Genomic DNA, 26,719 nt, shown 5'->3' on the forward strand with positions numbered 1-26,719 from the left:
AGGAGCCGCCATGAACGTCTCGCGCAAGACCGGGTTCGTGTTGTTGCTGGTTCTCGCGCTCGTCTCGAGTGCTCCTTCGGCCGTGTCCGCGGAGAAGAAGCTCCCGAACGTCGTCATCCTGGCCACGGGGGGCACGATCGCCGGCGCGGCCGCGTCCGGCACCCAGGCGGGGTATACCTCGGGCGCCGTGACGATCGACGCGATGCTCGCCGCCGTCCCGGGAATCCGGGACCTGGCGAACGTCAAGGGCGAGCAGATCTCCAACGTCGGCTCGCAGGACATGTCCTTCGACATTCTTCTGACCGTCGCCAAGCGGATCAACGCCCTGCTGGCGACGAAGGAGGTCGACGGCATCGTCGTCACGCACGGCACCGACACGATGGAAGAGTCGGCGTTCTTCCTGAACCTCGTGGTGAAGAGCGACAAGCCCGTCGTGCTGGTGGGCTCCATGAGGCCGTCCACCGCGGTCAGCGCCGACGGTCCGCTCAACCTCTACAACGCCGTCGGCGTCGCGGTGGACCCCGCGGCGAAGGGGCGGGGCGTGCTCGTGGTCATGAACGACTGGATCCACGGCGCCCACTCGCTCACGAAGACCAGCACGACCGCCGTCCAGACATTCCTCTCGCCCGTTCGCGGCCTCGTCGGGGTCGCCACCTACGGGAAAAACGACTTCTACAGCTCGCCCGGGTGGAAACACACGACCGGAAGCGAGTTCGACGTGACGAACGTGACGAAGCTTCCGCGCGTGGACGTGATCTTCGCGAGCGTGGACATGTCCCCGGACCTGATCGACGCTTCGGTGGCGGGCGGCGCCAAGGGGATCGTGATCGCCGGGGTCGGCAACGGCAACATGAACAAGGCCTCCCTCGAGGCCGCGGCACGCGCCGCGAAGAAGGGGGTCGTCGTCGTCCGCAGCAGCCGCGTGGCGACCGGATCGGTCGGGCGGAACGTGGAGGTCAACGACGACGAGCTCGGCCTTCTCGCCTCCGACGAGCTGAATCCGCAGAAGGCGCGGATCCTCCTGACCCTCGCCCTGCTCAAGCCGCGCCCGCTTCCGGAGCTCCAGAACCTGTTCTACGCGTACTGACCATGATCTGGATCGAGCTCCTCATCTTCCTGGCGTGCATCCTCGTGGGTGCACGCCTGGGAGGGATCGCCCTCGGCACGATCGCGGGGATCGGGCTCGTCGTCTTCGTCTTCGGCTTCGCGCTTCCCCCGGGCGGTCCCCCGGGGGTCGTCATCGGGATGATCCTCGCGGTCATCACGGCCCTCGCCACGATGCAGGCGGCGGGAGGGCTCGACTACCTCGTGGGGCTCGCCGAGCGGATCCTGCGCAAGAACCCGCAGTACATCACCTTCGTCGCGCCGATCGTCACCTACGTCCTCGTCCTGGCGTCCGGCACGGCGCACGTCATCTACGCGCTCCTCCCGGTCATCGCCGAGGTCTCCCGCAAGGCCGGAATCCGTCCCGAGCGTCCGCTGTCGATCAGCGTGATCGCGGGCTGCCAGGGGGTCGTCGCGTCCCCCATCTCGGCCGCGACGGTCGCGATGATGGGCCTCCTGGCCGCGCGGGACGTCTCCCTTCCCCGGATGCTGGCGATCCTGATCCCCTCCACGTTCCTTGCGGTTGTGATCGGCGCGTTGTCCGTCGCGTGGCGGGGGAAGAAGCTCTCGGAGGACGCCGCGTACGGGAAGCTCCTCGCCGAGGGAAAGGTGAAGCCGCCGGAGGCGCTTCCGGAGCTGCGCGGGCGGATGCTCCTCAACGCCCGAGGCTCGACGATCCTCTTCCTCGCGGGGATCGTCGCCGTCGTGCTGATCGGGATGTTCCCCGACCTGAGGCCCGCCTACACCGTCGGCGGGAGCGAGGGGGCGACGACCGACCAGGTGGACATGGGGGCGGCGATCATGATCGTGATGATCGCGATCTCCGGGCTGACGATGGTCCTGTTCAAGGCCTCGCCGGAGACCGCGCTCAAGGGCACGATCATGAAGAGCGGCGTCACCGCGGTGATCTGCATCATCGGGGTGGCCTGGCTCGGGTCGTCGTTTTTCGAGGGGAACAGGCCGGCGATCGTCGGCGGGATCTCGGGGCTCATCGGGCAGTACCCCTGGACCTTCGCCGCCGGGCTGTTCTTCCTCTCGGCGATGCTCTTCAGCGCCGCCGCGACGGTCGCGATCCTCGTCCCCGTCGGGGTGGCGCTCGACCTGCCGACCGCGCTGCTCGTCGCCTTCTACCCGGCGGCGAACACCATGTTCCTGCTTCCGACCTACGGGACCCTGCTCGCCGCGGTGTCGTTCGATCAGACGGGGACGACGCGTATCGGGAAGTACGTCCTCAACCACAGTTTCATGCTTCCGGGTCTCGTCACGACCGTCTCGGCGGTTATCCTTGCGATGGTTCTGAGCTCGCTGCTCCCGCTGTGAGCTCTTCTTCTTCACGGAGGAGACGATGAGACGGTTCCCGAGCTTCCCGGCGGTCGTCGCGCTGGCGGCGATCGCCACCGCAGCCCCGTCCTCGTGGGCGGCGACCGAATGCAAGGCGGAGGTGCGCGCCACGGAGAAGACCGACCAGGTCACCGACGAGGCGATCACCAAGGTCTACGCGGTCGAGGTCGATACCGACGTCGACTGCGCCAAGGTCTACGTGGACTTCACGGTGACCGAGCGGCTCTTCAACGGCGAGGAGATCACGTCGAAGCACCGCGGATGGCGCAAGGTCTCGAGCGAAGGGACGCTGTACAGGGCGGATTACCGCATCGCCAAGGACAGCACGATCAAGGACTGGAAGTTCGAGGTCTTCCGTTGCGTCGTGTGCGGAACGGAGTAGGGGAGAACGCGATGAAGACGATTACCGGAATCCTCCTCGGCGCGCTCGCGCTCGCCGGAACCTCCCTTCCCGCCGCCTCCCAGACCGCGTCGGACATCGCGCTGACGCGGGCGGAGATCCAGACGGCCCGGCAGGCGCTCGTCGCCGAGGGCCTGAATCTCACCGAGGAGGAGGCGCTGGCCTTCTGGCCGGTCTACCGGGACTACCGCGTGGAGATGGCCCGGCTCGGCGACCGCCTCGTCAAGGTCATCACCGAGTTCGTCCCGAACGCCGAGAAGCTGACCGACGAGCAGGCGACGCGCCTTCTCGACGAGTTCCTGGACCTCAAGGGCGACGAGGTCTCGCTCAAGAAGAAATACGTGGGCGTCTTCCGGAAGCTGCTGCCCGCTCCGAAGGTCACGCGCTTCTTCCAGCTCGAGAACAAGCTCGACGCGGTCATCCAGTACGAGCTGGCGGCGACGGTGCCCCTGGCGCGTTGACGGGCGAGGAGTCCTCATGGCGACGTTCAAGGAACGGTACGCGGCGGGGAAGGCGATGCGGGAGGCGTGCCCCCGCGAGAAACACGCGGCCTGGAAGCCTCCGAAGGGGCGGCCGAACCCGGTGGACACGGTGCTGAAGGCGGAGAGGGGACGCCTTCCCGACCTGCTCCCTCTCCGCCACGGACGGATGGTCCGCTCCCCGTTCACCTTCTATCGGGGCTCGGCGCTCGCCATGGCCGAGGACCTCGCGTCCACGCCGACCTCGGGGATCCGCGTCCAGTGCTGCGGGGACTCCCACCTGAGCAACTTCGGCGGGTTCGCGACCCCCGAGCGGAAGGTCATCTTCTCCATCAACGACCTGGACGAGACCCTGCAGGCTCCGTGGGAATGGGACGTCAAGCGCCTCGCGGCGAGCTTCGTCGTCGCGAGCCGGGACAACGCGCTGCGGGACACCGTGGCCCGGGACGCGGCCGCAACCTGCGTCCGAACCTACCGCGAGTCGATGGCCGAGTTCAGCCGGATGAAGTCGCTCGAGCTCTGGTACGTCGCCATGGCGGCGGACGACCTGGTGGCGAACATCAAGGACCCCGCCCTCCGGCGCCGGGCGCTGAATCGGCTCCAGAAGGAACGGGCCCGAAGCGTCGCGGAGGACATCTTCCCGAAGCTCGTCGAGCGGAAGGGGCAGCAGGCCTTCATCAAGGATCAACTCCCCACGATCTTCCACATGCCCGGCCATGCGCCGGGCGAGATCAAGCAGGCGCTCCGGGAGGCGTACGCCGCCTATCGCGAGACCCTCACCCACTCCGCCCGATCCCTGCTCGACCGGTTCGAGATCCGGGACGTCGCGATCAAGGTCGTGGGGATCGGCAGCGTCGGGACGGCGTGCTGGGTGTTCCTGCTCACCGCCGGCGAAGACGACCCGCTCTTCCTCCAGGTGAAGGAGGCGCGCCCGTCGGTCCTCGAGCGGTTCGCCGGGAAGAGCCCGTTCGCGAACCACGGACAGCGGGTCGTGAACGGCTACCGGATCATGCAGCCGGCCAGCGACATCTTCCTGGGGTGGAGCCGGGGTCCGAAGCGCCACTACTTCGTCCGTCAGCTCCGGGACATCAAGATCAGCATCCGCGTGGAGACCTTCGGCCCTTCGGAGATGGGCCTCTACGCCTCCTGGTGCGGCCGGGCCCTGGCGCTCTCCCACGCCCGCTCCGGCGGCGCGATCGAGCTCAGCGGGTACATGGGGAAGAGCGACACGTTCGACCGGGCGATCGCCGCCTTCGCCATGGCCTACGCCGACCAGAACGAGAAGGACCACGCGGCCCTCGCCCGCGCGGTCCGCAGCGGCAAGGTCCAGGCGGTCGTCGAGGAGGCGAAGTAACCGCTCAGGGAGCCGGAGCCCCCTCGGGGGACGCGGGCCAGCCTCCGCCCAGCGCCTTGTAGAGACCCACGAGCGACGTGAGGTTGGCGCCGATGCTCTGCGCCTCGTCGAGCTCCGCGTTGAAGAGGGAGCGCTGCGCGTCGAGGACCTCGAGGTAGTCGGCGACTCCGCCGCGGTACCGCAGCTCGGCGAGCTCGAGGACCTTGCGCTCGGCCTTGACGCGCTCGGTTTGCGCCGCGCGCCCCTCGCCGGTCTTCCGGTACGACACGAGGGCGTCCTCGGTCTCGCGGAAGGCCTTGAGGATCGTGCGTTCGTACGCGTAGAGGGTCTGACGCTGCTGTGATTCCGTCACCTCGACCCGGCGCCGGTTCTTGCCGGCGTAGAAGATCGGCTGCAGGAGATTGCCGAGGATGTTCCAGGACTTGCTGGAACCGTCGAAGAGGTTGTCGAGCTCGGTGCTGGTGTAGCCGTAGGAGCCGGTGAGGGCGATGCGCGGGTAGAGAAGCGCCTTCGCCGCACCGATGTTCGCGGTGGAGGCGGCCAGCGCCTGCTCGGCCTCGCGGACGTCGGGACGGCGGTCGAGCAGCTCCGAGGGAAGGCCGGCGGGTACGGCGGCGGGCAGTTTCTGGGCGTCGAGCGCGCGACCGCGAAGGACCTCGCCCGGGTTCCGCCCGAGGAGCACGGACAGCTCGTTCTCCTTGAGGGCGATCAGTCGCTCCAGGTCGGCGACCACCGTCTCGACCCGGCGGAGCTCCGCCTCGGCCTGGCGGAAGTCGATCTCGGGGGTGATCCCGCCCTCGAATCGGTCCTTCGCGAGCTGCAGGTACTCGCGCCGCGACTCGATCGTCCGGCGGGAGATCTCGAGCCGGCGGTCGTAGTCGCGCAACTCGAAGTAGGCCCGGGCCACGTCCGCGACGAGGGCGAGGACGGCGGCGCGCCGGGCCTCCTGCGTGCCGAGGAAGACCGCCTTCTGGGCCTCCGTGGTCCGTCGAACGCGCCCGAAGAAGTCGAGCTCCCAGGAGATGTTCACCCCGACGGAATAGACCTCGGTGTCCGTGCCGTCGGCGGTGGCGTTCTGGTCTCCTTCCGGGGTGTGCAGGAGGCTGCCCGCGTTGAAGCGCAGCTTGCCGGCCGTCGCGGAAGCGTCGAGCATCGGCCAGTAGTCCGCCTTCGCGAAGCCGTAACGCGCCCGCGCCTCCTCGATCCGCTCGACGGCGATCTTGAGGTCCTTGTTCTCGACGAGCGCGATGCGGATGAGCTCCTGGAGCTGCGCGTCGTCGAAGACCTCCCACCAGGGCGTGTTGGCCAGGCTCTGGGCCTCGGCGGTCGGGATCTCGCGCCACGTCGGAGGGGTCGTGACGGGCGGGCGCTGGTAGTCCGGTCCGAGCCGGCATCCCGCGGCCAGGAGCAGCGAAGCGACGACGAGAAGTCGGCGTTCCATGTCAGTGCCCTCCCTCGTGGGACGGCGCGGGCGTGGGCGGCGGCGCCTCGGTCGCCGCGTGTTTCTTCCTGCGGCCCAGGGACTCGACGAAGGTGTAGTTCCCCGGGATCAGGAACACCCCGAGGGCGGTGGCGACCAGCATGCCGAAGAAGACGGCGGTGCCCATCACGTTCTGGGCGCCGGCGCCGGCACCGCTCGCCTTCATCAGCGGCACGACGCCGAGGATGAACGCGAAGGCGGTCATGAGGATCGGGCGGAAGCGCAGGCGGGCCGACGTCAGCGCGGCCTCCTCGTAGCTCATCCCCTCGTCGTGTTTGGCCTTGGCGAACTCGACGATCAGGATCGCGTTCTTGGCGGCGAGGCCGATGAGCATGATGTTGCCGATCTGCACGTAGACGTTGTTGTCGTACCCGGTCAGCCACACGCCGAAGAACGCCCCGAGGACGACGAGGGGCGAGCCGAGCAGCACCGCCCACGGGAGACGCCAGCTCTCGTAGAGGGCGGCGAGCAGCAGGAAGACGACCACGATCGCGGCCACGAGGGTCGGCGCCGCGGGCGGGGCGGTCTTCTCCTGGTAGGACATCTGGGAGTAGGCGAAGCCCATCTCCGGGGGCATCGTCTCCTTGAACACCTCCTCGAGGGCGGTGAGCGCCTGCCCTGAGGCGAACCCGCGCCCCGGCACGCCGTTGAGCTCGACCGAGCGGAGCAGGTTGAAGCGGTTCGTGAGCTCCGTGCCTCCCTGGGCCGTGACGGTCACGAGCGTCCCGAGCGGGATCATGTCGCCGGTGGTCTTGCTCCGCACCCAGATGTCGTCGATGTCCTCCGGCTTACGCCGGTACTCGGCCTCGGCCTGGACGTAGACCCGGTAAAGGCGGCCGAACCGGTTGAAGTCGTTCACATAGCTGCCCCCCAGGCTCGAGGCGAGGGCCTGGAAGGCCTCGTTCACGGGGACGCCGAGCTTGCGCGCCTTCTCCCGGTCGAGCTCGACTTTGACCTGCGGGTAGCGCGGGTCGAACGACGTGAAGATGTTCCCGATCTCCGGGCGCTTCCGCGCGGCGTCCATGAACTGCCGGCTCAGCTCGCCGAGCCGATCCACCGACAGGCCGCCGCTGCGGTCCTGAAGCAGGAAGTTGAAGCCCGCGGAGGCGCCGAACCCGGAGATCGTCGGGATGTTGAACGGGAAGACCACGGCGTCCGGGATGCGGGAGACCTGGGCGTGGATGCGGCGCATGAACGCGGTGACGTGCATCTCGTCGCCGTGCCGCTCCTCCCAGGGGACCAGGCGCACGAAGATCGTTCCGAAGTTGGGCTGGTAGGTGCTCGTGACCACGCCGTAACCGCCGATCGTCTGGAACGACTCGACTCCCTCCAGCTTCCCCACGATGGCCTCGACCTGCGCGAGCACGGCGCTCGTGCGCTCGAGAGAGGCCGCGGGGGGCAGGGTCACGTTGATCCCGAAGATCCCCTGGTCCTCCTCGGGAATGAACCCGGCGGGGAGCTTCCCGCCGAAGAAGCCCGCGCCGACGGCCACCAGGGCCACGAGGCCGATGGTGAGGACCGAGCGGCGCACGAGCATCTGGGCGCCCTTGACGTAGCCGCTCGTCGTCTTGTCGAAGACCTTGTTGAACCCGCGGAAGAACGCGCCGAGCGGCCCGCGCGCCGGCTTCGCGGGTTTCAGGAGCATCGCCGCCAGGGCGGGGGAGAGCGACAGCGCGCTGAAGGCCGAGAGCAGCACCGAGATCGCGATCGTGAGGGCGAACTGCTGGTACATGCGGCCGGTGAGGCCGGGAATGAAGGCGACCGGGATGAAGACCGCCGAGAGGATCAGGGCGATTCCGACGACCGGCGCCGACACCTCCTTCATCGCCTGGATCGTCGCATCCCTCGGCGTCATCCCGTGCTCGATGTGGTGCATCACCGCCTCGACCACGACGATCGCATCGTCCACGACGATCCCGATGGCGAGGACGAGACCGAACATGGAGAGCGTGTTGACCGAGAAGCCGAGGATCGGGAAGAAGATGAAGGTCCCGATGAGGGAGACCGGAACCGTGAGCAGCGGGATGATCGTGGCCCGCAGGTTCTGCAGGAAGATGAAGACCACGAGGGTGACGAGGACCACGGCCTCGATGAAGGTGTGGAAGATCGACTCGATCGAGGCCTCGACCGCGGGGGTCGTGTCGTAGACGATCCGGTAGTCCAAGTCGGCCGGGAAGAACTCCTTCGCCGTCCGCATCGCCTCGTAGATCCCCTCCGCGGCCTTGAGCTGGTCGGCCCCGGGGAGGAGATAGACCGCCATGGCGCCCGCGGCCTTCCCGTCGAGCCGGCCGAAGGAGTTGTAGTCCTGCGACCCGAGCTCCACCCGGCCGACGTCTTTGACCCGGATCGTTCCGCCCGTCTCCGACTCGCGGATGATGATCTCGGCGAACTCCTCCGCCGTGACGAGGCGTCCCGGAGCGCTGACCGTGTAGGTGAACTCCTGGTCCTTCGGGGACGGGCGCATCCCGATGCGGCCCGCCGGGGCCTGGAGGTTCTGCTCCTTGATCGCCGACATCACGTCGGAGGGGGTGAGGGCGAACTTGGCCAGCTTGTCGGGCCTGAGCCAGATCCGCATGCCGTAGTCGGTGCCGCCGAAGAGATCGACCTGCGCGATCCCGGGGATGCGCAGGAGCTGGTCGCGGACGTTGATCCCGCAGTAGTTGATCAGGAAGTTCGCGTCGTACGTCCCGTCGGGGGAGTAGAGCGAGATCAGCATCAGGATGCTGGGGCTCTGCTTCTTGACGGTGATCCCTTGCGTGATCACCTCCTGCGGGAGCCGCGCCTGGGCCGAGGACACGCGGTTCTGGGTGAGCACGTTGGCCATGTCCTGGTTCGTGCCCACCTCGAAGTTGACGTCGAGCTGCATGCGGCCGTCGGAGGTGTTCGACGACTTCATGTAGACCATGCCCTCGACGCCGTTCACCTCCTGCTCGACCGGGGTGGCGACCGACTGCTCCACCGCCACGGCCGAGGCGCCGGGGTAGTTGGCGGTGACGCGGATGGTCGGAGGCGCCAGGAACGGGTACATCTCGAACGACAGGCCGCGAAGCGAGTTGAGGCCCAAGAGCACGATGAGGATCGAGATGACGATCGCGACGATCGGCCGGCGGATGAAGAAATTGGCCATGACCGGCTACCCTTCCACGATCGTCGTGACCTCGGGCTTGACCTTCATGCCCGGCCTCACCTTCTGCAGCCCCTCGACCACGACGCGATCGCCCGCCTTGAGGCCTTCGTCGATCAGCCAGAGATTCCCGATCCGCTGGCCGGGGGTCACCATGCGGATCTCGACGGTGTCGTCGGCGCCGACGACCGCGACGTTGTAGATCCCCTGCAGCTCCGAGACCGACCGCTGGGAGACCAGGATCGCCCCCTGCTTGACGTCCACCGCCACGCGAACGCGCGCGTATTGCCCGGGGCGCACGATCCCGCCGGGGTTGGGAAACGCCGCCTCCATCAGGATCGTGCCGGTCGCCGGATCCACGTTGCGGTCGACGAACACGAGATTGCCCTTCTCGGCGTGCACGGAGCCGTCGGCGAGGATCAGCTCGAAGGGGTTCTGGACCGGGTCGGCGGAGACGCCGCGCTCCTCACGCCGCCGCGCGTAAAAGAGGTAGTCGCGCTCCGGGATCGTGAAGCGGACGTGGATCGTCTCGACCTGGGAGATGTGCGTGAGCAGCTCGCTCTGACCGCGGCCCACGAGAGTCCCGGGGTATACCTCCGTCTTTCCCACGAGGCCGGTTTCGGGAGCGAGGACCCGCGTGTAGCCGAGGTCGATCTCGGCCTGCGTGACCTGGGCCTTCGCGGCGTCGACCGCGGCCTCGGCCGCGCGCTGTACGACGACCGCCGTCTCGTAGTCCTGTCGCGAGATGGCGTTCTTGGCGACGAGGGGCTCGTAGCGGACCACGTCCTGCGTGGCGCGGGCGAGTTGAGCTTCGGCCTCCGCGAGCGAGCCCTTCGCCTGGGCGAGGGCGGCCCGGAACTGACTCGGGTCGATCGTGTAGAGGAGCTGTCCCTTGCGGACGAGCGTGCCCTCCTTGAAGTCCACGCTCTGGAGGAACCCCTCGACCCGGGCGCGAACCTCGATTTCCGTCGATCCCCGCGTCTGGCCGATCGCCTCGATGTAGATGGGCACGTCCTTCTGCAGGACGGCCGCCACCTTCACGTCGGGCGGCGGCGGAGGCGGAGCCTCCGTCTTGCCGGCGCAGCCGCAAAGGGCGAGGGCGGCGGCGAGCGTGGCGACGGGCGCCGGGCGCGGCCGGAGTTGGCGAGCGTTTGAGGAGGATCGCATCGACTTCACTCCTGGAGGATCGGACCCCGTTCCACGAAAGAGTTCGGACAGCCGGATCGTAGCAAGGACGCGCGGGCAGACCGCTTAACACTCGCACACTGAGGCGACCCCACGGCCTAGGTAATTTTTCGGGGTGGCGCCCGGGAAAACCTCGGGTCGCTACGGCCGGCCCGGCGGCAGCATACGCCGATCGACGGCGAGCGGCGTCCCCAACCGGACGAGGATCATCTCGGTGCCGTCGGCGGCGAGGGGGCCCGTGCGGTCGGCGCTCCGGCTGCGCGAGCGCCCGTTGGAGAAGGGGAAGTTGTTGTCGGAGGCGATCAGCAGGGTGCGCGCGTCGACCACGTGAACCGATTCGATCGTGTAGAAGGGGAGGCGGAAGAAGTCGCCGTCTCCGCCGACCCCCGAAGGATCGGGAATGGCGAGCAGATCGAGGAGCAGGGTCTTCCCGACGCGGCCGTCCCGCGCCGCCATCGACGTGTCGAGCAGGAAGACCTTCTTGAATCGCGGCGCCGTCCGGTCGTCGCCGTGGTTGTCGCGCTCGATCATCAGGAACTGATGCTCGTTCACCGCCTTCAGCTCGCCGATCGAGACCGGGCCGGGTGCGTCGGGAGTCCGGCCCGGCATCTCGAGGCGGACCTTCAGGAACGCCGGGTCGAAGACGCGCCGATTCAGGTCGAAGACGTAGATCCGGAGGTCGCGGGGGTCGTCGCCGGCCACGGCGCCCTCGAGCAGGGCGTACAGCTTCGTCCCGCCCGGGTCGATCGCCAGTCCCTCCGGGCCGCGGCTTTCCGCGAGGTTGGGGCGCTCGCCGGCCTTCAGGAGCGGGTTCTGCGGCGATCGGACCCCCGGGAAGGGAACCGGCGGATCGAGCAGGCGCCCGTCGGCGGCGAGGTGGAGCAGGAACGGGCCGAACTCCTCGCTGACCCAGAACGTCCCGTCGGGGGCGCGCACGAAGGACTCCGGGTCGAAGTCGAAACCCGTGAGGATCCTCACCGCCGGATCCTCGCCGCAGGCGAGCGGCTTCTCCGGCAACGCGGCGGCGCCGTCCGGATCGCAGAGGATCGCCCACGGGACGCGACGGTCGGGATCGCGGAGCAGGACGCTCTCGAGCACCGAGGGGCCCGCGGGGTCGCCGAAACGCGGATCGACCCGGAAGAAGACGAGCTGGAAGTCCGCCGAGTTGGCGCGCCACGCGAAGCCGTTGTCGGCGAGCGCCCACCACGTCGCGCCGCTCGCGGGGATCATGCTCGAGAATCCCTGCACCGGCTGCGCGTCGAGGACGCCGACGCCGTTGCCCTTCGCGGTCTCGCGATCGGCCTTGGAAAAGAACGCACCGCAGGGCGGGGAGCCGGCGCGGTACGTCGCCGCCGGGAGCGTGCTCCGCGCGACGAGCTCGGCCTGCTGCGCGTCGACCGAGGTTACGGCAGGAAGCGCCGCGAACAGGAGGAGCGCGCCGGTCCTCACGGTCACGGCCTCAACGCATCGACCGATTCGAGCGCTTCCGTGCGCGCGCCCAGGCGAACCAGCAGCGCCACCAGGAAACGCTGCCCGTCGCTCATCGCCTCCCGCCTGGCCACCACCTCCCGGGCGAGATCGGGCCTGTCGGTGATCAGCCCGTCCACGCCGCGGCTCATCGCCGTGAGCATCCACGCCGGGTCGTTGACGGTCCATACGTAGACGTCCTGTCCGGCACGGTGGGCGCGGCGGACGAATCGCGGGGTCGCCATCCTCGCCTCGACCGCGAGGAAGTCGGCGCCGAGGGTCGTGAGGTCGCCCCGGGCCGTGGCCACGAGGATCCCGGATCGCCACGACGGGCGCAGGCGCTTCATGTTCCGGACCATCCCGTGGTCGAGCGACATGAACGCGCATGCGTCCTGCATCCCGGCCGCCTCGACGATCGCCGCCACGCGCTCCTCGAGCTTCTGGTCGTGCCCGTAGGACTTCAACTCGACGATCACGCGACTGCGGCCCTTGCACACCGCGAGCGCCTCGGCGAGGGTGGGGACGCGCTCGGCGGAGAACTTCGGGTCCTTGCCGCTGCCGATGTCGATCGAGCGGAGCGTCGCCGCATCGGTCTCCCAGATCTTCCCCGGGAAGCCGGCGAGCTTCATGAGATCGGTGTCGTGCGCGACGAGCACCTCGCCGTCGGACGACTCCTGCACGTCGAGCTCCACGTAGTCGGCGCCCTGCTCGACCGCCAGGCGGAACGCCGCGAGCGTGTTCTCGGGGGCGGCCGCCGAGGATCCGCGATGGGCGATCACGACCGTCGGGCGGTTGCTCCTCGTGACGACGAACACGAGGAGCGCGACGCCGAGCGCCGCGAGGACCGCGACGGCCGCGACGACGGCCCGCGACCTCGGGGAGAGGCTTCGGAACGACGACGCCTCGGAGGCGAGCGCGGACGGAGCCTCGGCCGAGCCTGCGAGGTGAAGGTGGAGACGGCCGCACAGCAGGGAGAACAGGGAGACGTTGGCGATCCCCGCCGCGAGGACGAGGGCGCCCCAGAGGAGGGCCAGCACGGTGAGGAACGCCACCAACCCGGCCACCGAATCGCCCAGCCACGGCGCGGCGGCGCGACCGAGGAGCTCGGGGAGCGAGCCGGCCGCGCTCACCAGCGCGAGCCCCGCCGCCGCCCACGCGGCCAGGATCGCGAGGACGAGGGAGCGCTTGCCGGCCGAGCGGCGGGCGCTCTCGCCGAGGGCGCGCCGCGGCTGCACCCGTTCGAAGAGGACCAGGGGAAGGGCCAGGGCCCACCGGGCGGCGGTGCGCGCGACGAGCGCGGCGAGTGCCGATCCGAGCAGCGCGACGACGGCGGCCGCGACCCAGAACGCGGGCGGGCGTCGCGCGAGGTAGAAGTTGATGTCGTGCTCGCGGAGCAGGAGGAGGTACGCGGCCCCCCCGGCGAGCAGGAACGGCACGAGGCCGACGAGCATGCGGACGACCATGTGCACGGCCAGGCGAAGGACGTTCCAGGCGTTGGCGGCCGCGAACCGCAGCGCGGCCCTCGGACGCAGGAGCCGGCCGTTCGAGGCGGCGAGGCCGATCGCCATCAGGCAGGACACCTCGAGCGCGGTGATGGCGACGAGCAGCGACGAGCCCAGGAGCAGCGTGACGAGGCCGACCCGCGTCGTCACGAAGAACCGCGCGATGTCGGCGTCGGCGAGCACGCGCCCGGAGGTGCCGGAGCGCATCCAGTAGAGGAGTCCCGTCACGGCCGGAGTGAGGATCGCGAAGGCGAGGGCCTTGTAGGCGAGGTCGGTGAGCGCCAGGCTCCTCCAGGAGAGTCGGAGGTCCCGGAGCGCCCCCGTCACGACTTCGTTGAAGGCGCTCACAATCCTCCCCCCCAGCGGTGCTGCCAGCCGCAGCCGAAGAGGTCGTAGTCGTTCCCGGTGCGGGCCGACACGCCGCTGCTGGCGTAGAGCTTGATCGAGTTGCGGCGGTTGACCGGAAGGGCCAGCGTCGCGCCGCCGCGCCAGTTGCTCTGGAGATCGTTCCCCTTCACGCCGTCGAGGGTCGTGCGACCGCCCCGGTAGAACGTGGCGTCGAGCGCGAGCCACGACCCCGAGCGGAAGCCGTAGACCACGTGCGCCTGCCCCGCGTAGAGCGGGTCCTGCTCGCGGGCGATGCCGCCGTAGAAGTCGTCGTTGTCGTCGTAGAGGGTCGCGGCGACGGCGAGCTCGAACGTCCACGGGCCCTTCGCCTTCGAAGCACCCAGCTCCGCCTTCCACGACCAGCGGTTCGTCCCGATGTTGACCAGCCGATCCGGATCGTATTGCCCCACGGGAACGGAGACCTGCAGGCTGGCTCCGACGATGACGTCCGGCGCGTAGGCCTTGAAGTCCTTCACCGGAAGCGCCGGAGCCCCGACGAAGTTGACGGAGAGCCGGACCCTGGGGTCGGCGAAGCCGTCGACCTCGCGCTCGACCAGCTCGCCCCGGTACTTCGCGTTCCCCGAGAGCCACGTATAGGGGACGATGACGTCCAGCTTGGCGTTTTTCCCCCCCATGCCGAACGAGTAGGCGTATGCGAAAAGGGCGGCGGGGGTCTTCAGGTTCGCGTCGGTGAGGGGGACCGCGGGGTCGAAAATGAGGGCGCCGTCGGACCAGGTCACCCCCAGGATCACGAAGTTCACGCCGATCGGCGTATTCGTGTACGCGCGGGGCTCGATCTCCTGAGCGCGGGCGGCGGGGGACCCTGCCGCGAGCGCGAGGGCCAACAGGAGGGGTTTCGCCCGCATGCGCGGACGATACTCCTCTTGCGGCGCTCGCGACCATGGGGATGCATCGGGGTTAGACTGGGCGTACCTGAGGGCACGGAAGGGAGGCATCCTCGATGAGCCAACGGAACCCGGCACTCCTCACGTTCGTGTCCGCCCTGGCGCTCCTCGGCTCCGCGTGCAGCGGGACCGACTCCGTCACCGGCGGCAGCAGCGGCAACGTCCGCATCACCCTCGCGTCGGCCACCCAAGCGGCGACCCTGGCGAGCGGCACGTCCGGGGGCATGACGACCCTCGACGACGACCACGACGACGCGGGGCGGTCGATCACCGCAGCCGCGGTGACCTTCTCGAGCATCCTCGCGCGCAATCTCGCGGGCGAGCTCGTTCCGATCGCATCCGCCCTGCCGGTCACGATCGACCTGAAGTCCGTCCTCGAGGGACGCCAGGTCGATCTCCCCGCGGGCACGCTCCCGCCCGGCAGCTACGATCAGCTCGTCGTCGTGATGACCAGGGTCGAGTTGACGCTCACGGACGGGACGCACATCGCGATCACCCCGCCCGGCGGCGGCTGGACCGCGATCGTGCCGACGGCGCCGTTTTCCGTCGTCGAGGGCGGGATCACGACGCTCGAGCTCCGGCTGCGCGGCGACGTGTTCGACGTGATCGACGGCGACTTCGAGTTCGACCCCGAGTTCGACTGCAGCCGTCGCGACTGAGCGTCAGGGTCCGGCCGCTTCCCGCCGTGTGTTCCTCATGGCGGGAAGCGGCTCGCTTCACCGTAGGAGCGGGAGACGACCCCGGCCGCGGGGTCCGCCCAGGTGACCGCCTCCCTGTCGCAAAAGGAGCACCGTTTGAAGCACCAGGCCCACAGCCCGATCGTCGCCGCCGTCACGGCGGTCCTCATCCTCGCGTCGTCCGCCCCCGCCCGAGCCGACCGGGTCACGCCGCCGCCCGTGCCGGGCGCGATCCAGGTCCCCGAGGAGAACCGCGCGTTTCTCGCGGGACACGCCGTCGGCACCCAGAACTACATCTGCCTTCCCTCGGGCGCCGCGTTCGCGTGGGTCCTCTTCACGCCGCAGGCCACGCTGTTCGCCGACGAGGACCGGCAGCTCACCACGCACTTCTTCAGCCCGAACCCGTTCGAGAACGATCTGGTGCGTCCGGCCTGGCAGCACTCGCGGGACACGAGCATCGTCTGGGGCCGGTTGTACGTCCCCGCCTCCTCGGATCCCGACTTCGTCGCCCCGGGCGCGATTCCGTGGCTCCTGCTCAAGGCGGCCGGAGCAGGCGCCGGCCCCGGCGGCGGCGACGCGCTGACGCGGACGACGTTCATCCATCGCGTCCACACCTCAGGCGGCGTCGCGCCCGCGACCGGTTGCTCGTCCTCCACGGACGTCGGCGCGAAGGCTTCCGTGCCGTACGAGGCCGATTACTACTTCTATTCGGCCGAGGACGAGGCAGGCGAGTAGCCCGCGTGAGAAGCTCCCCGGCGAGACCGCCCGATCGATTCGGCGGGAGGTGGGGATGAGCCAGGACACGTTGTCCGACGTGTTGCGCGCGGTTCGCCTGAAGGGTGCCGTCTTCTTCTACATCGACGGGAGCTCCCCGTGGGCCGCGGAGGCTCCTCCCGCCCGGGAGCTGATCCCCGCGATCATGCCCGGTGCCGAGCACCTGATGGAGTTCCACGCCGTCGCGTCGGGGTCGTGCTGGGCCTCGGTCGTCGGCGAGAAGCCGATCCGCCTGGACGAGGGAGACGTCATCGTCTTCCCGCAGGGGGATCCACACGTCATGTCGAGCGAGCCGGGGCGCAAGCCGACGCGCCCCGGCAAGGAGGTCTTCTTCGCACCGCGCCCGCCCCAGCTCCCGTTCGCGCTCAGCCTGTGCGACGCCAAGGCGACGACGGCGCGGCTGGACGGCGGGGGCGAGGACCGCGCGACCGTCGTGTGCGGCTTTCTCGGGCTCGATGCCCGCCCGTTCAACCCGATCCTCGCCTCGCTTCCGCGCGTGCTGCACCTGTCGCGCGCCGCGGCGGGGACCGACCCGTGGTTCGATTCCTTCCTCGAGACGGCGGTGCTCGAGTCGAATCGGCGTCGCCCCGGCGGCGAGGCGCTCCTCGAACGCATGAGCGAGATGCTCTTCGTCGACGTGCTGCGGCGCTACGTCGACGGCCTTCCCGCCGGCCAGACCGGCTGGCTCGCCGGGATGCGCGACCCGTCCGTCGGGCGCGTGCTGGCGCTGCTGCACGAGAAGCCGGACGCGCCGTGGACGCTCGAGCGCCTCGCGGACGACGCGGCGATGTCGCGCTCGACGCTGCACGAGCGGTTCGTCCACTTCATCGGGCAACCGCCGATGCACTACCTCACGCAGTGGCGCATGCAGGTCGCCACGACTCTCCTTCGCGACACCCAGGCGAAGCTCATCGAGGTGGCGCTCCGCGTGGGGTACGAGAGCGAGGCGGCGTTCTCGCGGGCGTTCAAGCGATCGGTCGGCGTGGCCCCCGGCGCCTGGCGCGCGGGACGACGATCCGACGGCGGCGGCGCGACCGCGTCACCGTGACCCGGCCGCGGGAGCGACGTTCTGATTCGTGCGGAAGAGATTGTCCGGGTCGTACTTGGCCTTGATCCCGGCCAGTCGGTCGTAGTTCGGTCCGTAGGCGCCGACGCGAACCCGCTGCGCCTCGTCTTCCGGCATGAAGTTGACGTACACCCCCCCCGTCGCGAACGGGGCGGCGGCGGCGTAGAGCTGCCGGGCCCATCCGATGCACGCGACGTCCTCCGACGGGTCCGTCCAGCGGGTGTGCACGTTCATCACGAACTCGACGTCTCGATGGGGGTACGCCGTCGCGCCGACCGGAACGCGGTTGATGGCGCCGCCGAGCCCGGCGATGAAGATCTCGCACTGCGGGGAGGGGAGCGTCTTCACCGCGCCGAGCAGCAGGTCGATGAGGCCGTCGGAGATCTCGACGAAATCGTGCGACTTCCAGTAGTTCCGCTCGCCGGGGGTCAGCAGCGGATCGAACGCCTGCTGCCACGCCGCGAACGGTGTCGGCCCGACCACGTCCGCGATCGGCGTCCCGATCGCGCGGATCGGCGCCGCGACCTCCTTTCCGGTCGCGGGGTCCCCGGCGTAACACAGCGCGAGCACGAGGACCTCGGTGCCGTGCACCTCCGGCGGAAGGAACGGGAGCGGCGGCGCCTTCCGCATCACGACCCAGCAGGTCAGCGCGTCCGGCGCCTGCGCGATGAGGCGACGGTAGTTGCGAAGGACGTCCTTCGCGGCGGAGATCGGATGGACGATCAGGCCGGCGAGGACCTCGGGGCCCACCGGATGGAGTCCGAACTCGAACGAGGTCACGACGCCGAAGTTCCCGCCTCCGCCTCGGATCGCCCAGAAGAGATCGGGGTGCTCCGTCGCGCTCGCGCGCACGGGTTCGCCCGCCGCGGTGACGACGTCGGCGGAGACGAGGTTGTCGACCGTGAGCCCGTGTTTCCGGCTGAGCCATCCGAATCCGCCGCCGAGCGTGAGCCCCGCGACGCCGGTCGTGGAGTTGATTCCGAGCGGTGTGGCGAGACCGAAGGCCTGGGCCTCCCGATCGAGATCGGAGAGCCTGGCGCCGGGCTGGACTCGGGCCGTGCGCGCCCTGGGATCGACCTGGACGGAGACCATCCGGGACAGGTCGAGCATCAACCCGCCGTCGCACACCGCGCTCCCCGCGATGTTGTGGCCCCCTCCCCGGACGGAGAGCAGGAGCCGGTGCTTCGCGGCCAGGCGAACGGTCCGGACGACGTCCTCCGCCGACGCGGCGCGGACGATCGCCGCGGGCCGCCGGTCGATCATCGCGTTCCAGATCGTCCGCGCCTCGTCGTAGCCCGCGTGGCCCGGGAGGCACCATTCGCCGCGGAGGCCCGCCCGGAGGTCGTCGACGGACGTTTTCGGCACTGAGACGCTGGTTCCATCGATCGTCCGGATCTCGATTCCCGCCATGGCGAACCTCCGTGGGGAACGTGCACGCGGCACCCGACGCCCGGCCAACATAACGGAACGGCGGACGCTGCGTATGGCCAACCGTCGGAGAATCCTGATCCGGAGTCCGGAGGCCCGACCGGACCGCTTCGAGGCGCCGAAAGTGGGCCGCGACCGAAGTTCGTCGCGCGCTTTCCCCCCGGCACGGGTACCTATACGGACAAGGGGGGCCATTGATCTCCGGAAGAAACGTCCCGACAGGTCAGCTCGCGGGAACGTCGGTCGCCAACTACAAGGTTCTCGAGCCGGTCGGAAGCGGCGGAATGGGGGAGGTGTACCGCGGCTGGGACGACAAGCTCGGCCGCCCGGTCGCCATCAAGGTCCTCCACCCCGCGCTCGCGGCCGAGGAGCGCGCGCGGCAGAGGTTCCTCCGCGAGACCCGACTCGCGTGTCGCGTCGTCCACCCCTACGTCGCCACCGTCTTCGACGTCCTCGAGAAGGACGAGCGCCTGTTCCTGGTGATGGAGTACATCGAGGGACGCCGCCTCGACGACGTCGTCGACGAGGACGATCCGCCGGCCCGCGAGGTCGCCCGGCTCGGGCTCGAGATCGCCGAGGCGCTGGCGGCGATTCACGGCTCGGGGCTCGTGCACCGCGACCTGAAGCCCGGGAACGTGATGGTCACTCCGGCCGGGCACGTGAAGGTCATGGACTTCGGGGTCGCGTACCCGCTCCGGCCCGCCACGCACGTCCCGACGCCCGAGGGGGGAACCCCGATCGCCGAGCCGACGCTCACGCAGGAAGGGCACGGCGTCGGCACCGTGAGCTACATGTCCCCCGAGCAGATTCGCGGTGGGCCGCCGGACGGGCGAAGCGATCTCTTCTCGCTGGGGATCGTGCTCTACGAAGCGCTCGCCCGGCAGCACCCGTTCATGCGCGGTTCTCCCCTCGCGACCGCGTCGGCCATTCTCAACGAGGCGCCGGGGTCGGGGAGCGACGAGCCGCGCACGCTCACCGAGTCGGGAGCGCTCCGGAAGGTCGTCTTCCGGCTCCTCGAGAAGTCGCCGGCCCTGCGTTACCAGACCGCGGGCGAGGTGATGGCCGATCTGCGCGCCGCGATCGACGGACGGCCGCTGGTGACGCGCTCGCCCCGGGCCGTGCGCGCCGCGCGGATCGCGACGGTGCTTGTCGGCGTGGCGGCGGCGGCGGCGGGCGGGGCGTGGTGGTGGTCGCACCGACCGCCGTCGGAACCCGCGGCGCCGTCACGCCCGGTCCTCGCGGTGCTCCCCTTCGAGGACCGGACGGGGGACGCGGACGCCTCGGAGCGAGGGGCCGTCCTCGCGAGTCTCGTCGGCGCATCTCTGGGCGAGCTGGAGTGGGCGCGGCCGTGCGACGAACAGCGGGCCCGGGAGATCCACGAGGCGGTCCGGCGGGCGAATCCCGCGGGCGCCGGAGGCGAGGCGATCGTGCGCCTGGCCGACGCGCGCTGGGTCGTCGACGGGGAGCTCTACCGCGAAGGCGGGAGTTACGAAGGGGTGCTGCGAATCCTGGACGTCGCCTCGAAGGGACCGGCGGTCTCGCACCGCATCTCGGCGGCCAGCCTGGCGGCGCTCGCCGACGTCGCGACGGCCCGCGTCCTCGCCAGCCTCGCGCCGAAGGACTCGGCCGACAACCCGGCCGGCGGCGAGACGGTGTATCGCGACGAAGCGATCCTGCTCGCGGCGAGGGCCCGACGGCTGTCGCGGGAAGGGCGTCTGGGGGAGGCGATCGCCGCCGCCGAGCGGGCCGTCACCATCGACGCCCGCTACGCACAGGCGTGGATCGAGCTCGCCGAAGCCCGCCAGGACGCCGGGTACGGCACGCCTGCGCTCGAGGCGGCCGGGACCGCGGTCCGACTCGCGTCGTCGGCGGCTCCGCCGTTGCCGTCGCGCACGACGCTCGAGATCCGCGCGATCGCCCGACGCGTCGAGGGCGACGTCGCGAAGGAGATCGAGGCGCGGCGCGCGGTCGTCGACGAGGCTCCGGACGACCCCACGGCGCACCGCACCCTCGCGGACGCGCTCCGGGGCGCAGGTCGCCTGCAAGAGGCGCTTCCCGAGGCGGAGCGCTCGGTCGCGCTCGATCTCCTCGATCCCCGCGCGCATACCGCGCTCGGCGCGGTGTTGTCCGAGCTGGGGCGCCACGAGCGCGCGGCCGCAGCGATCGCGAGCGCCGATCGCCTCTTCGAGGAGCTGGGGAGCGTGCCGGGCCGGGCGGCCGTCGCGACCCAGCGCGGCGTCGACGCGTTCGAGCGGGGGCAGCACGACGAAGCGATCGTCGCCTTCGAGGCCGCTCGCGAGGGGTACGAGCGGGCGGGCCTCCACGTGCTCGCGGCGATGGCCTCGAAGAAGTCGGGCGACGTGGAGCTGGCGCGATCCCACCTGAGGCAAGCCGAGGAGCGTTACGCGAAGGCGCTCCCCGTATTCCGCCAATCCGGAAACGTCCGCCGGGTCGTCGATACCCTCGACACGTGGGGGGGGAAGGTCTACCTGCAGGGAGACGTCGAGCGCGGCGAGCGGCTGCTCCGCGAGGCGCTCGCCGCCGGTGCGGAGCTGCAGAATCCGCGGGCGACGCTGTTCGTCAAGGCGAAGCTGGCGAGCGTCCTGATGTACACGCAGAGGATCGGCGAGGGCGCGGCGCTGGCCCGGGAGGTGCTCGACACCGCGCGGCGCCTGGGGCGCGCGGACGTCGAGCTCCGCGCGCTGAACATGCTCGCCGACGCGGCACAGCAGCAGGGCCGCCTCACCGAAGCGCTCGAGCTCTACTCCGACGCGGCGGAGGCGGCGAAGTCGCGGGCGGGGCAGGAGGCGGGGCTCGCCGCCCTGAGAACCGACGTTGCGGCCATTCTCCTGGCCCACGGGCGCGTCGGCGAAGCGTTGACGTCCGTCGACGAGGCGCTGGCGATCGCCGACGCGAAGAACCTGAGGCTGCGTCGCGGGTACGCGTTGCGCCTGCGCGCGCTCATTCGAGCGCGGCTGGGGGCGTTCGACGACGCGGCGGGCGATCTCCGGGCGGCGACGACCCTCGCCTCCGATCCGCAGGGGCCGCTCGGGGATCTCCTTCCCAGGCTCGACCTCACCCGCGGAGTGGTCGCGGCGCTGGGAGGGGACTGGGACGAGGCCGAGCGGCGGGCTCGCACCGCCCGGTCCGCGGCGTCCGGTCGGGACGTCGTCGGCCTCGAGGTGCCCGCCACCACGTTGTTGTGCGAGACGCTCACGGCGAGAGGCAGGCTCGACGAGGCCGTCGCCCTCGGCAACGCCGCGGTCGCGCACGCCAAGGCGACGGCCGTGGAGCGGGTGGCGGCGCGGGTTGCGTATGCCAGAGCCCTGCTGGCCGCGGGACGCACGGCGGAGGCCGGGAACGAGGCCGCGCGGGCGTGGGACGAAGCGCGTCGCCAGCAGACCCCGCTCGCGGCGGCCGAGGCCGCGGCGGTTCTCTTGACGATTCCCGACCCTCCGTACGACCGCGCGCTGGTCCGCGAGGAGGCGCGGCGCCTGCTCGCCGCGTACCTGGAGAGCGCCCCCGAGAAGTTCCGGTCGAGCATGAACGGGCTCGAGTCGATACGTCGGCTCCGCGAGGCCCTGCGCGGCGGATCCCCCGTCGCGGCGATTCGCGGAGTCCCCAACCCTGCCAGGAGGACCTCATGAAGGCGACGCGTACGAGAGCACTGGGATCCGTGACCTTCGCCGCCGCGGTGGTGGCCGTGGCGCTGGGGTCGTCCGACAAGTGCCCGCCGACCTCCTCCCCGCTTCCCCCCGAAGGGCCGGACATCGTCATCGACCCCACCTCGAGCGGGAACGCATGGAAGATCGACGGGAAAACCCCGAACGCGGTCGCCCCGACGGGGAACGAGCTCAATGCGGTCGCGTTCGGGACGAAGGTGGCCTTCGAGGCCGAGGTCGAGATCACGACGTCCACCGGGACCACGGTCGTCTCGACCACGAGGGTCAATCGGATCACCGCGAAGTTCGGCGGGAAGTCCCTGGAGATCAACGCGAGCAGCGGGAGCTTCGAATGGAAGCTCGACGGCACCACGCTGACGTCGCACGACTTCGGCACCGAGACGACGCCGAGCTGGCGATCCGACCTGTGCGTCCCGCTCGACGAGCGGCCCACGGTCAACTTCAAGCTCCTTCAGGACGGGAGCTGGATCGACACGGACGGCGCCGCGAATCACATCAAGCTCAAGGCGAAGCCCTAGGCCGTGATGACCTGCCCGCGCCCCCGTAGGGTCGTCGCGCTCGCCCTGGTCGCCGCCTCCGGTTGGATCGGTGCGTTCGCGGAGGAGCCGCGATCCCCCGAGGCCCGCGCGCTCGCCCGGATCCTCGCCGAAAGCCCGTACTTCGCTCCGCCGCCGATCCCGCAAGCCGCCAAGAGGGCCGCCGACTGGCACGTCCTCGTTCACCTCGACGGGACCGGCAAGGTGCGGGGGAAACCCCTGCTGCGCGCGACGGCCCGTTCCTCCTCCGACTTCGAGCGGGCGGCCGTCCTCCGGCGCACCTCCCCGCCGTCGTGGTGGATCGTGCTCCTCGACACCCGCGGCGTGCCCGTCTTCTGGACGTCGGGAACCTCGACGGAGCGCATCCTCGCCGAGCGGTTCCATGACGACGCCGAAGGGACGATCCGAGGGAGAATGGTCGCGACGCGCGCGCCGGTCCTGCTCGCGCGACTTCCCGCCCTCCCGCGCCACCGGGTGGAGGTCTGGGAGGTGACGGCGGGCGGCGCGGTGGACGTGGTCGCGAGCGAGAAGGTCGGTCGGCGGGTGCCGACCCCGCCCGCCGCATCCGTGCGGAGGCCGTGATGATCCTGCTTCCGGCGCTCGCGCTGCTCGCCGCGTGCGAGGCCGTCACCCTGGACCAGCTGAGGACCGCGCCGGCCTTGCGCTGCCCGCAGACCGAGATCGTTCACGAGGCGACCCTGCCCGTGTCGGCGTGGTCCGGGCACTTCAACATCGTCGTGCTCGCCGACGGCTTCAAGGAGGCGGATCTCGACGTGTTCCGCTGCGCCACCCGCCTGATGTTCGAGCGCGTCTTCGCCACGCCGCCGTTCGATCGGTTCGCGTGCCGGACGAACGTCTATCGTCTCGACGTCGCGAGCTCCTACAGCACCATCGGACTCTCCTCCGACGGGTGCGCGGATGCGGCGTGTACCGCCAAGCGGGTGGACTGGGGGACGCGATCCGCCGACTGCGGCGACGGCTCCGTGCCGGCGGCGCCCGGCGGCGTGCGCCGGACCGACGTCGCGGGTCTTTCGGTCGGGCCGGCCGTCGCCCCCGCGTGCGTCCAGATCGACATCGGCTCGAGCCTGTGTGCCGGTCTCGGACGGGGCTGCTGGACCCTGTGGCCGGAAGGGGACGGCCCCGACGTCGCGGTCGCACTGGCCGATTGCGCGCCGGCGTGGGATGTCGTCGTCGTCCTCGCGAACTCCGGGGCGGGAGCGGCGTCCGCGAGCCTGCCGGACGGCTCCCCTCCCAGCGTGGTCGTCACGTCGCTCGACGCGATCGCCGACACGGACGATCGCGCCAACCGGCTCCTCCACGAGCTGGGTCACGCGCTCGGCCTGCTCGACGAATACGGTCCGGAAGAGGTCGAGCTCGACGATGTGCCGTTTCATCCCGGACGGAACGTGACGGAGGCGACGGAGGGTTTCGTTCCCGACCTCATCCCGTGGAGCCACCTGTGCGCAGACCCCTCGGGCGCCGTCACCAGCAGCTGCTCGCGCGCCTATTGCGACGTCGACGGGTGCATCCACGAGGGCGAGTTTCCGGTCGTCGGGCTGTTCCACGGAGCCCACTACCACGACTGCGAGTACTACCGCGGAACGAACCTCTGCCGCATGAGGACACGCTCGCGCGGGTTCTGCCCGGTCTGCTCGTGGTGGATGGAGGACTACGCGACGCTCGCCGACGTCGTCCCGTGTGCCACAGCCTCCGACGTCGTCCTTTTCGAGATGGAGTTCGATTGGAGCGCCGGGTCGGCGGGCTCGATCCTGAACTATTCGGTTTCCTCGTCCTCCACGGATCCTCCGGCGGGGCCGCTGGACTTCGAGCGTTACGAGCTCGTGAAATTCGTCGCCGACGTGGTTCGCGACGGCGTCGCGGGGCAGGTGGAGGCCGACCGTATCGAGCTCCTCGTCGAGCAATCGCCTCTCGCGACTTCCCACACGCTCGCGTTTGGGCGCCTGCAGGCTCCCGGAGGGGTGTCCTTCAGCGCGACCGTGGACGGGCAACGGCAGCCCCTGGGACGGGCGTTCGAGTTGGCGGTCCTCCATCCATCGGGATCGGCGTTCGAGAAGCCGGGTCCGGTCCGAGTCCGTAAGGCCCTGGCGTTCGATCGCGTCGAGGGGCGCTCCTGGAACGCGACGGGCGTGACGGTCGTGCTCCGGGTCCCCGCCCAGAAGTGAGCGGATCGGGTGCGCGGCCCCCTCCTCGCGATATCCTGCGCGGCGTCGCGGGCCCCCCCGCGAGGAGGACGCCGATGAGACGCTGGATCGTGGGGTTGTGGCTCGCCTTGGTTCCCGTTGCCGTCCCGGCCCAGACCGAGCCCGCGCCCCCGCCTCCCGCGCCGGTCACCGTGAAGCCGATCCCGCCGCGTCCTCCGATGCGCGAGCGCCTGTTCTGGGGCGGGGGCATCGGCCTCGGCACCGGCGACGTGGACTACGTCGAGCTCTCCCCGCTCCTCGGAGTGCGCGTGAGCCCGAAGGTGGATGTCGGCCTCGCGCTGACCTACCGGTGGCGGAACGACGATCGGTACGACGTGAGCACGACCGACTACGGGTCGTCGCTGTTCGGCCGCTTCCGCGTATGGCAGAACCTCTTCCTCGAGGCCGACTGGGAATACCTGAACTGGGAGTACGTCCAGGCCGACTTCAGTGAGAACCGGGAGTCGACGTCGTCGTTCCTCGCAGGCGCCGGTTACTACGTTCCGCTCGGAGGGCGGGCGCAGATGGCGTTCAGCGCCCTCTACAACTTCTCCTACGACGACAACGACCCGCTGCAGCCCTACGGCGACCCGTGGGTGATCCGGGCCGGGTTCGCGGTGGGCTTCTAGCCCGCGATCCGCGCGTCATGCGAGACGGGCGCGGGGTGATTCTCGCGGCGGTGCTGGCGGGCGCCGCCGCGGCGGCGGCGGAGCCCGAGGCGACCGCCCCGCAGAAGGCCTGGTCCAACGAGACCGAGCTCAACGTCGTGTTCACGGAGGGGAACTCGAACACCGAGAGCCTCGGCCTCAAGCACACGCTCGTGCGCCGGTTCAGCGGCGCCCGGTTCCAGGCCAAGTTCGAGGCGTTCCGGGCCACGACCTCCGACGACTGGTTCCTGAGGGTCGACCCCGGGTACACGTGGGAGCCGGGGGAGGATCCCCCGGTGGACCCGACCAGCACGCTCGTGAAGCCGCCCGCCGAGCCCGACGCCGAGAACTACTTCGCGGAGGGCAGGTACGACCGCGACATCGCGAAGGCGTTCCAGTGGCATGCCGGCGCGTCGTGGGACAGCAACGAGGACGCGGGGATCGTCTCGCGCACCATCGCCTTCGGCGGCGTCGGCCACCTCTGGCGCGACCGTCCCGAACTGCGGCTGCAGACCTCCTACGGCCTCTCGTGGACCGACCGCGAGGAGGAGACCCCGGATCCGGAGAAGGAACGGCGCTTCGTCGGCGCCCGCGTCACCCTGCAGTACCGCCAGAAATTCGGCCAGAACACGACCTTCGACAACGACACGACGGCGAACGTGAGCCTTGCCGACCGGAACGACTGGTCGTCCGAGATGACGAACTCCATTTCCGTGTCGATGACCCGGCGGATGTCCCTGCGGGTGAGCCTGCGCCTGCTCTACAACCACGAGCCGGCCCTCGAGGACGTGGACGTCAACGCGCGCGTGGTGATCCGCGACCCCGACGGCGTCCCCGGGAACGGGGACGAATACATCGAGACCGTCGCGGACGGGGGGAGCGAGTTCGAGTTCGACGAATCCCGGGTCCGCAAGGAAACGCTCGACGAGATCTTCAAGACGACGCTGGTGTTGTCGTTCTGAGGCGGTCCGGGCCGGCG

21 protein-coding genes are annotated in these 26,719 nt (G+C 70.2%); 14 read left to right on the forward strand and 7 right to left on the reverse strand.

Features of this window, described 5'->3' with window-relative positions:
* The 5 genes from VF139_05265 to VF139_05285 form a co-directional block, all read left to right on the forward strand.
* Positions 1-1,087 (forward strand): type II asparaginase (locus tag VF139_05265; GenBank protein ID HEX6850798.1); only part of this gene is annotated, 1,087 nt, incomplete at its 5' end.
* Between the two features lie 2 nt (positions 1,088-1,089).
* A complete protein-coding gene (locus VF139_05270) occupies positions 1,090-2,424 on the forward strand; it encodes an anaerobic C4-dicarboxylate transporter (GenBank protein ID HEX6850799.1) in 1,335 nt (444 codons plus the stop codon).
* A gap of 25 nt (positions 2,425-2,449) precedes the next feature.
* Positions 2,450-2,827: a hypothetical protein gene (locus VF139_05275; GenBank protein HEX6850800.1), complete on the forward strand. Its 378-nt coding sequence runs from the start codon at positions 2,450-2,452 to the stop codon at positions 2,825-2,827.
* Between the two features lie 11 nt (positions 2,828-2,838).
* Positions 2,839-3,306, forward strand: a complete 468-nt coding sequence (locus tag VF139_05280; GenBank protein ID HEX6850801.1) for a hypothetical protein — start codon at positions 2,839-2,841, stop codon at positions 3,304-3,306.
* A 16-nt stretch (positions 3,307-3,322) separates the two neighbouring features.
* Positions 3,323-4,678 carry a DUF2252 domain-containing protein gene (locus tag VF139_05285; protein ID HEX6850802.1) on the forward strand — a complete coding sequence of 452 codons (1,356 nt, stop codon included), beginning with the start codon at positions 3,323-3,325 and terminating at the stop codon, positions 4,676-4,678.
* Positions 4,679-4,682: 4 nt separating this feature from the next.
* On the opposite strand, the gene VF139_05290 is transcribed toward VF139_05285, so the two are convergent.
* The 6 genes from VF139_05290 to VF139_05315 all read right to left on the reverse strand — a co-directional run bounded on the left by VF139_05290 (position 4,683) and on the right by VF139_05315 (position 14,689).
* Positions 4,683-6,119 carry an efflux transporter outer membrane subunit gene (locus VF139_05290; protein ID HEX6850803.1) on the reverse strand — a complete coding sequence of 479 codons (1,437 nt, stop codon included), beginning with the start codon at positions 6,117-6,119 and terminating at the stop codon, positions 4,683-4,685.
* Between the two features lies 1 nt (position 6,120).
* On the reverse strand, positions 6,121-9,285 hold the full coding sequence (locus tag VF139_05295; GenBank protein ID HEX6850804.1) for a multidrug efflux RND transporter permease subunit: 3,165 nt from the start codon (positions 9,283-9,285) through the stop codon (positions 6,121-6,123).
* A gap of 6 nt (positions 9,286-9,291) precedes the next feature.
* A complete protein-coding gene (locus tag VF139_05300; GenBank protein HEX6850805.1) occupies positions 9,292-10,449 on the reverse strand; it encodes an efflux RND transporter periplasmic adaptor subunit in 1,158 nt (385 codons plus the stop codon).
* A gap of 159 nt (positions 10,450-10,608) precedes the next feature.
* Entirely contained in the window at positions 10,609-11,922 is a 1,314-nt protein-coding gene (locus tag VF139_05305) for an esterase-like activity of phytase family protein (GenBank protein ID HEX6850806.1), read from the reverse strand.
* Entirely contained in the window at positions 11,919-13,784 is a 1,866-nt protein-coding gene (locus tag VF139_05310; protein ID HEX6850807.1) for a glycerophosphodiester phosphodiesterase, read from the reverse strand. The genes VF139_05305 and VF139_05310 overlap by 4 nt, the downstream gene beginning before the upstream one ends.
* Entirely contained in the window at positions 13,781-14,689 is a 909-nt protein-coding gene (locus VF139_05315) for a transporter (protein HEX6850808.1), read from the reverse strand. Before VF139_05315 ends, VF139_05310 begins: the two co-directional genes overlap by 4 nt.
* Positions 14,690-14,784: 95 nt before the next feature.
* On the opposite strand from VF139_05315, the gene VF139_05320 reads away from it, so the two are divergent.
* The 3 genes from VF139_05320 (at position 14,785) to VF139_05330 (ending at position 17,227) form a co-directional block, all read left to right on the forward strand.
* The gene (locus tag VF139_05320) at positions 14,785-15,387 is read left to right on the forward strand and encodes a hypothetical protein (GenBank protein HEX6850809.1); all 603 of its coding nucleotides are present in this window, start codon (positions 14,785-14,787) and stop codon (positions 15,385-15,387) included.
* 135 nt (positions 15,388-15,522) lie between these two features.
* A complete protein-coding gene (locus VF139_05325) occupies positions 15,523-16,140 on the forward strand; it encodes a DUF3455 domain-containing protein (protein ID HEX6850810.1) in 618 nt (205 codons plus the stop codon).
* A gap of 55 nt (positions 16,141-16,195) precedes the next feature.
* Entirely contained in the window at positions 16,196-17,227 is a 1,032-nt protein-coding gene (locus VF139_05330) for an AraC family transcriptional regulator (protein HEX6850811.1), read from the forward strand.
* Here the strand turns inward: VF139_05330 and VF139_05335 are convergent.
* A complete protein-coding gene (locus VF139_05335) occupies positions 17,219-18,655 on the reverse strand; it encodes an FAD-binding oxidoreductase (protein HEX6850812.1) in 1,437 nt (478 codons plus the stop codon). The genes VF139_05330 and VF139_05335 overlap by 9 nt on opposite strands.
* 212 nt (positions 18,656-18,867) lie before the next feature.
* On the opposite strand from VF139_05335, the gene VF139_05340 reads away from it, so the two are divergent.
* From VF139_05340 to VF139_05365, 6 genes are all read left to right on the forward strand, one after another.
* Positions 18,868-22,320 (forward strand): protein kinase, encoded by a 3,453-nt coding sequence (locus VF139_05340; protein ID HEX6850813.1) that lies wholly within the window; start codon positions 18,868-18,870, stop codon positions 22,318-22,320.
* Positions 22,317-22,874 carry a hypothetical protein gene (locus VF139_05345; protein HEX6850814.1) on the forward strand — a complete coding sequence of 186 codons (558 nt, stop codon included), beginning with the start codon at positions 22,317-22,319 and terminating at the stop codon, positions 22,872-22,874. Before VF139_05340 ends, VF139_05345 begins: the two co-directional genes overlap by 4 nt.
* Positions 22,875-22,880: 6 nt before the next feature.
* On the forward strand, positions 22,881-23,474 hold the full coding sequence (locus VF139_05350; GenBank protein ID HEX6850815.1) for a hypothetical protein: 594 nt from the start codon (positions 22,881-22,883) through the stop codon (positions 23,472-23,474).
* Entirely contained in the window at positions 23,474-25,075 is a 1,602-nt protein-coding gene (locus VF139_05355; GenBank protein ID HEX6850816.1) for a M64 family metallopeptidase, read from the forward strand. Before VF139_05350 ends, VF139_05355 begins: the two co-directional genes overlap by 1 nt.
* A 74-nt stretch (positions 25,076-25,149) precedes the next feature.
* Entirely contained in the window at positions 25,150-25,722 is a 573-nt protein-coding gene (locus tag VF139_05360; protein ID HEX6850817.1) for a hypothetical protein, read from the forward strand.
* A gap of 17 nt (positions 25,723-25,739) precedes the next feature.
* Positions 25,740-26,702 (forward strand): DUF481 domain-containing protein, encoded by a 963-nt coding sequence (locus VF139_05365; protein ID HEX6850818.1) that lies wholly within the window; start codon positions 25,740-25,742, stop codon positions 26,700-26,702.
* Positions 26,703-26,719 lie beyond the last annotated feature (17 nt).

This window comes from Candidatus Polarisedimenticolaceae bacterium (assembly GCA_036376135.1).
Taxonomy (GTDB): domain Bacteria; phylum Acidobacteriota; class Polarisedimenticolia; order Polarisedimenticolales; family DASRJG01; genus DASVAW01.

Excerpts from the sequence above, each read along its gene's own strand:
- VF139_05360 (HEX6850817.1), top strand. The coding sequence starts at position 25,150 with ATGAGACGCTGGATCGTGGGGTTGTGGCTCGCCTTGGTTCCCGTTGCC.
- VF139_05345 (HEX6850814.1), top strand. The coding sequence starts at position 22,317 with ATGAAGGCGACGCGTACGAGAGCACTGGGATCCGTGACCTTCGCCGCC.
- VF139_05295 (HEX6850804.1), bottom strand. The coding sequence starts at position 9,285 with ATGGCCAATTTCTTCATCCGCCGGCCGATCGTCGCGATCGTCATCTCG.
- VF139_05275 (HEX6850800.1), top strand. The coding sequence starts at position 2,450 with ATGAGACGGTTCCCGAGCTTCCCGGCGGTCGTCGCGCTGGCGGCGATC.
- VF139_05350 (HEX6850815.1), top strand. The coding sequence starts at position 22,881 with ATGACCTGCCCGCGCCCCCGTAGGGTCGTCGCGCTCGCCCTGGTCGCC.
- VF139_05300 (HEX6850805.1), bottom strand. The coding sequence starts at position 10,449 with ATGCGATCCTCCTCAAACGCTCGCCAACTCCGGCCGCGCCCGGCGCCC.
- VF139_05270 (HEX6850799.1), top strand. The coding sequence starts at position 1,090 with ATGATCTGGATCGAGCTCCTCATCTTCCTGGCGTGCATCCTCGTGGGT.
- VF139_05280 (HEX6850801.1), top strand. The coding sequence starts at position 2,839 with ATGAAGACGATTACCGGAATCCTCCTCGGCGCGCTCGCGCTCGCCGGA.
- VF139_05315 (HEX6850808.1), bottom strand. The coding sequence starts at position 14,689 with ATGCGGGCGAAACCCCTCCTGTTGGCCCTCGCGCTCGCGGCAGGGTCC.
- VF139_05285 (HEX6850802.1), top strand. The coding sequence starts at position 3,323 with ATGGCGACGTTCAAGGAACGGTACGCGGCGGGGAAGGCGATGCGGGAG.
- VF139_05330 (HEX6850811.1), top strand. The coding sequence starts at position 16,196 with ATGAGCCAGGACACGTTGTCCGACGTGTTGCGCGCGGTTCGCCTGAAG.
- VF139_05290 (HEX6850803.1), bottom strand. The coding sequence starts at position 6,119 with ATGGAACGCCGACTTCTCGTCGTCGCTTCGCTGCTCCTGGCCGCGGGA.
- VF139_05355 (HEX6850816.1), top strand. The coding sequence starts at position 23,474 with ATGATCCTGCTTCCGGCGCTCGCGCTGCTCGCCGCGTGCGAGGCCGTC.
- VF139_05320 (HEX6850809.1), top strand. The coding sequence starts at position 14,785 with ATGAGCCAACGGAACCCGGCACTCCTCACGTTCGTGTCCGCCCTGGCG.
- VF139_05365 (HEX6850818.1), top strand. The coding sequence starts at position 25,740 with ATGCGAGACGGGCGCGGGGTGATTCTCGCGGCGGTGCTGGCGGGCGCC.
- VF139_05335 (HEX6850812.1), bottom strand. The coding sequence starts at position 18,655 with ATGGCGGGAATCGAGATCCGGACGATCGATGGAACCAGCGTCTCAGTG.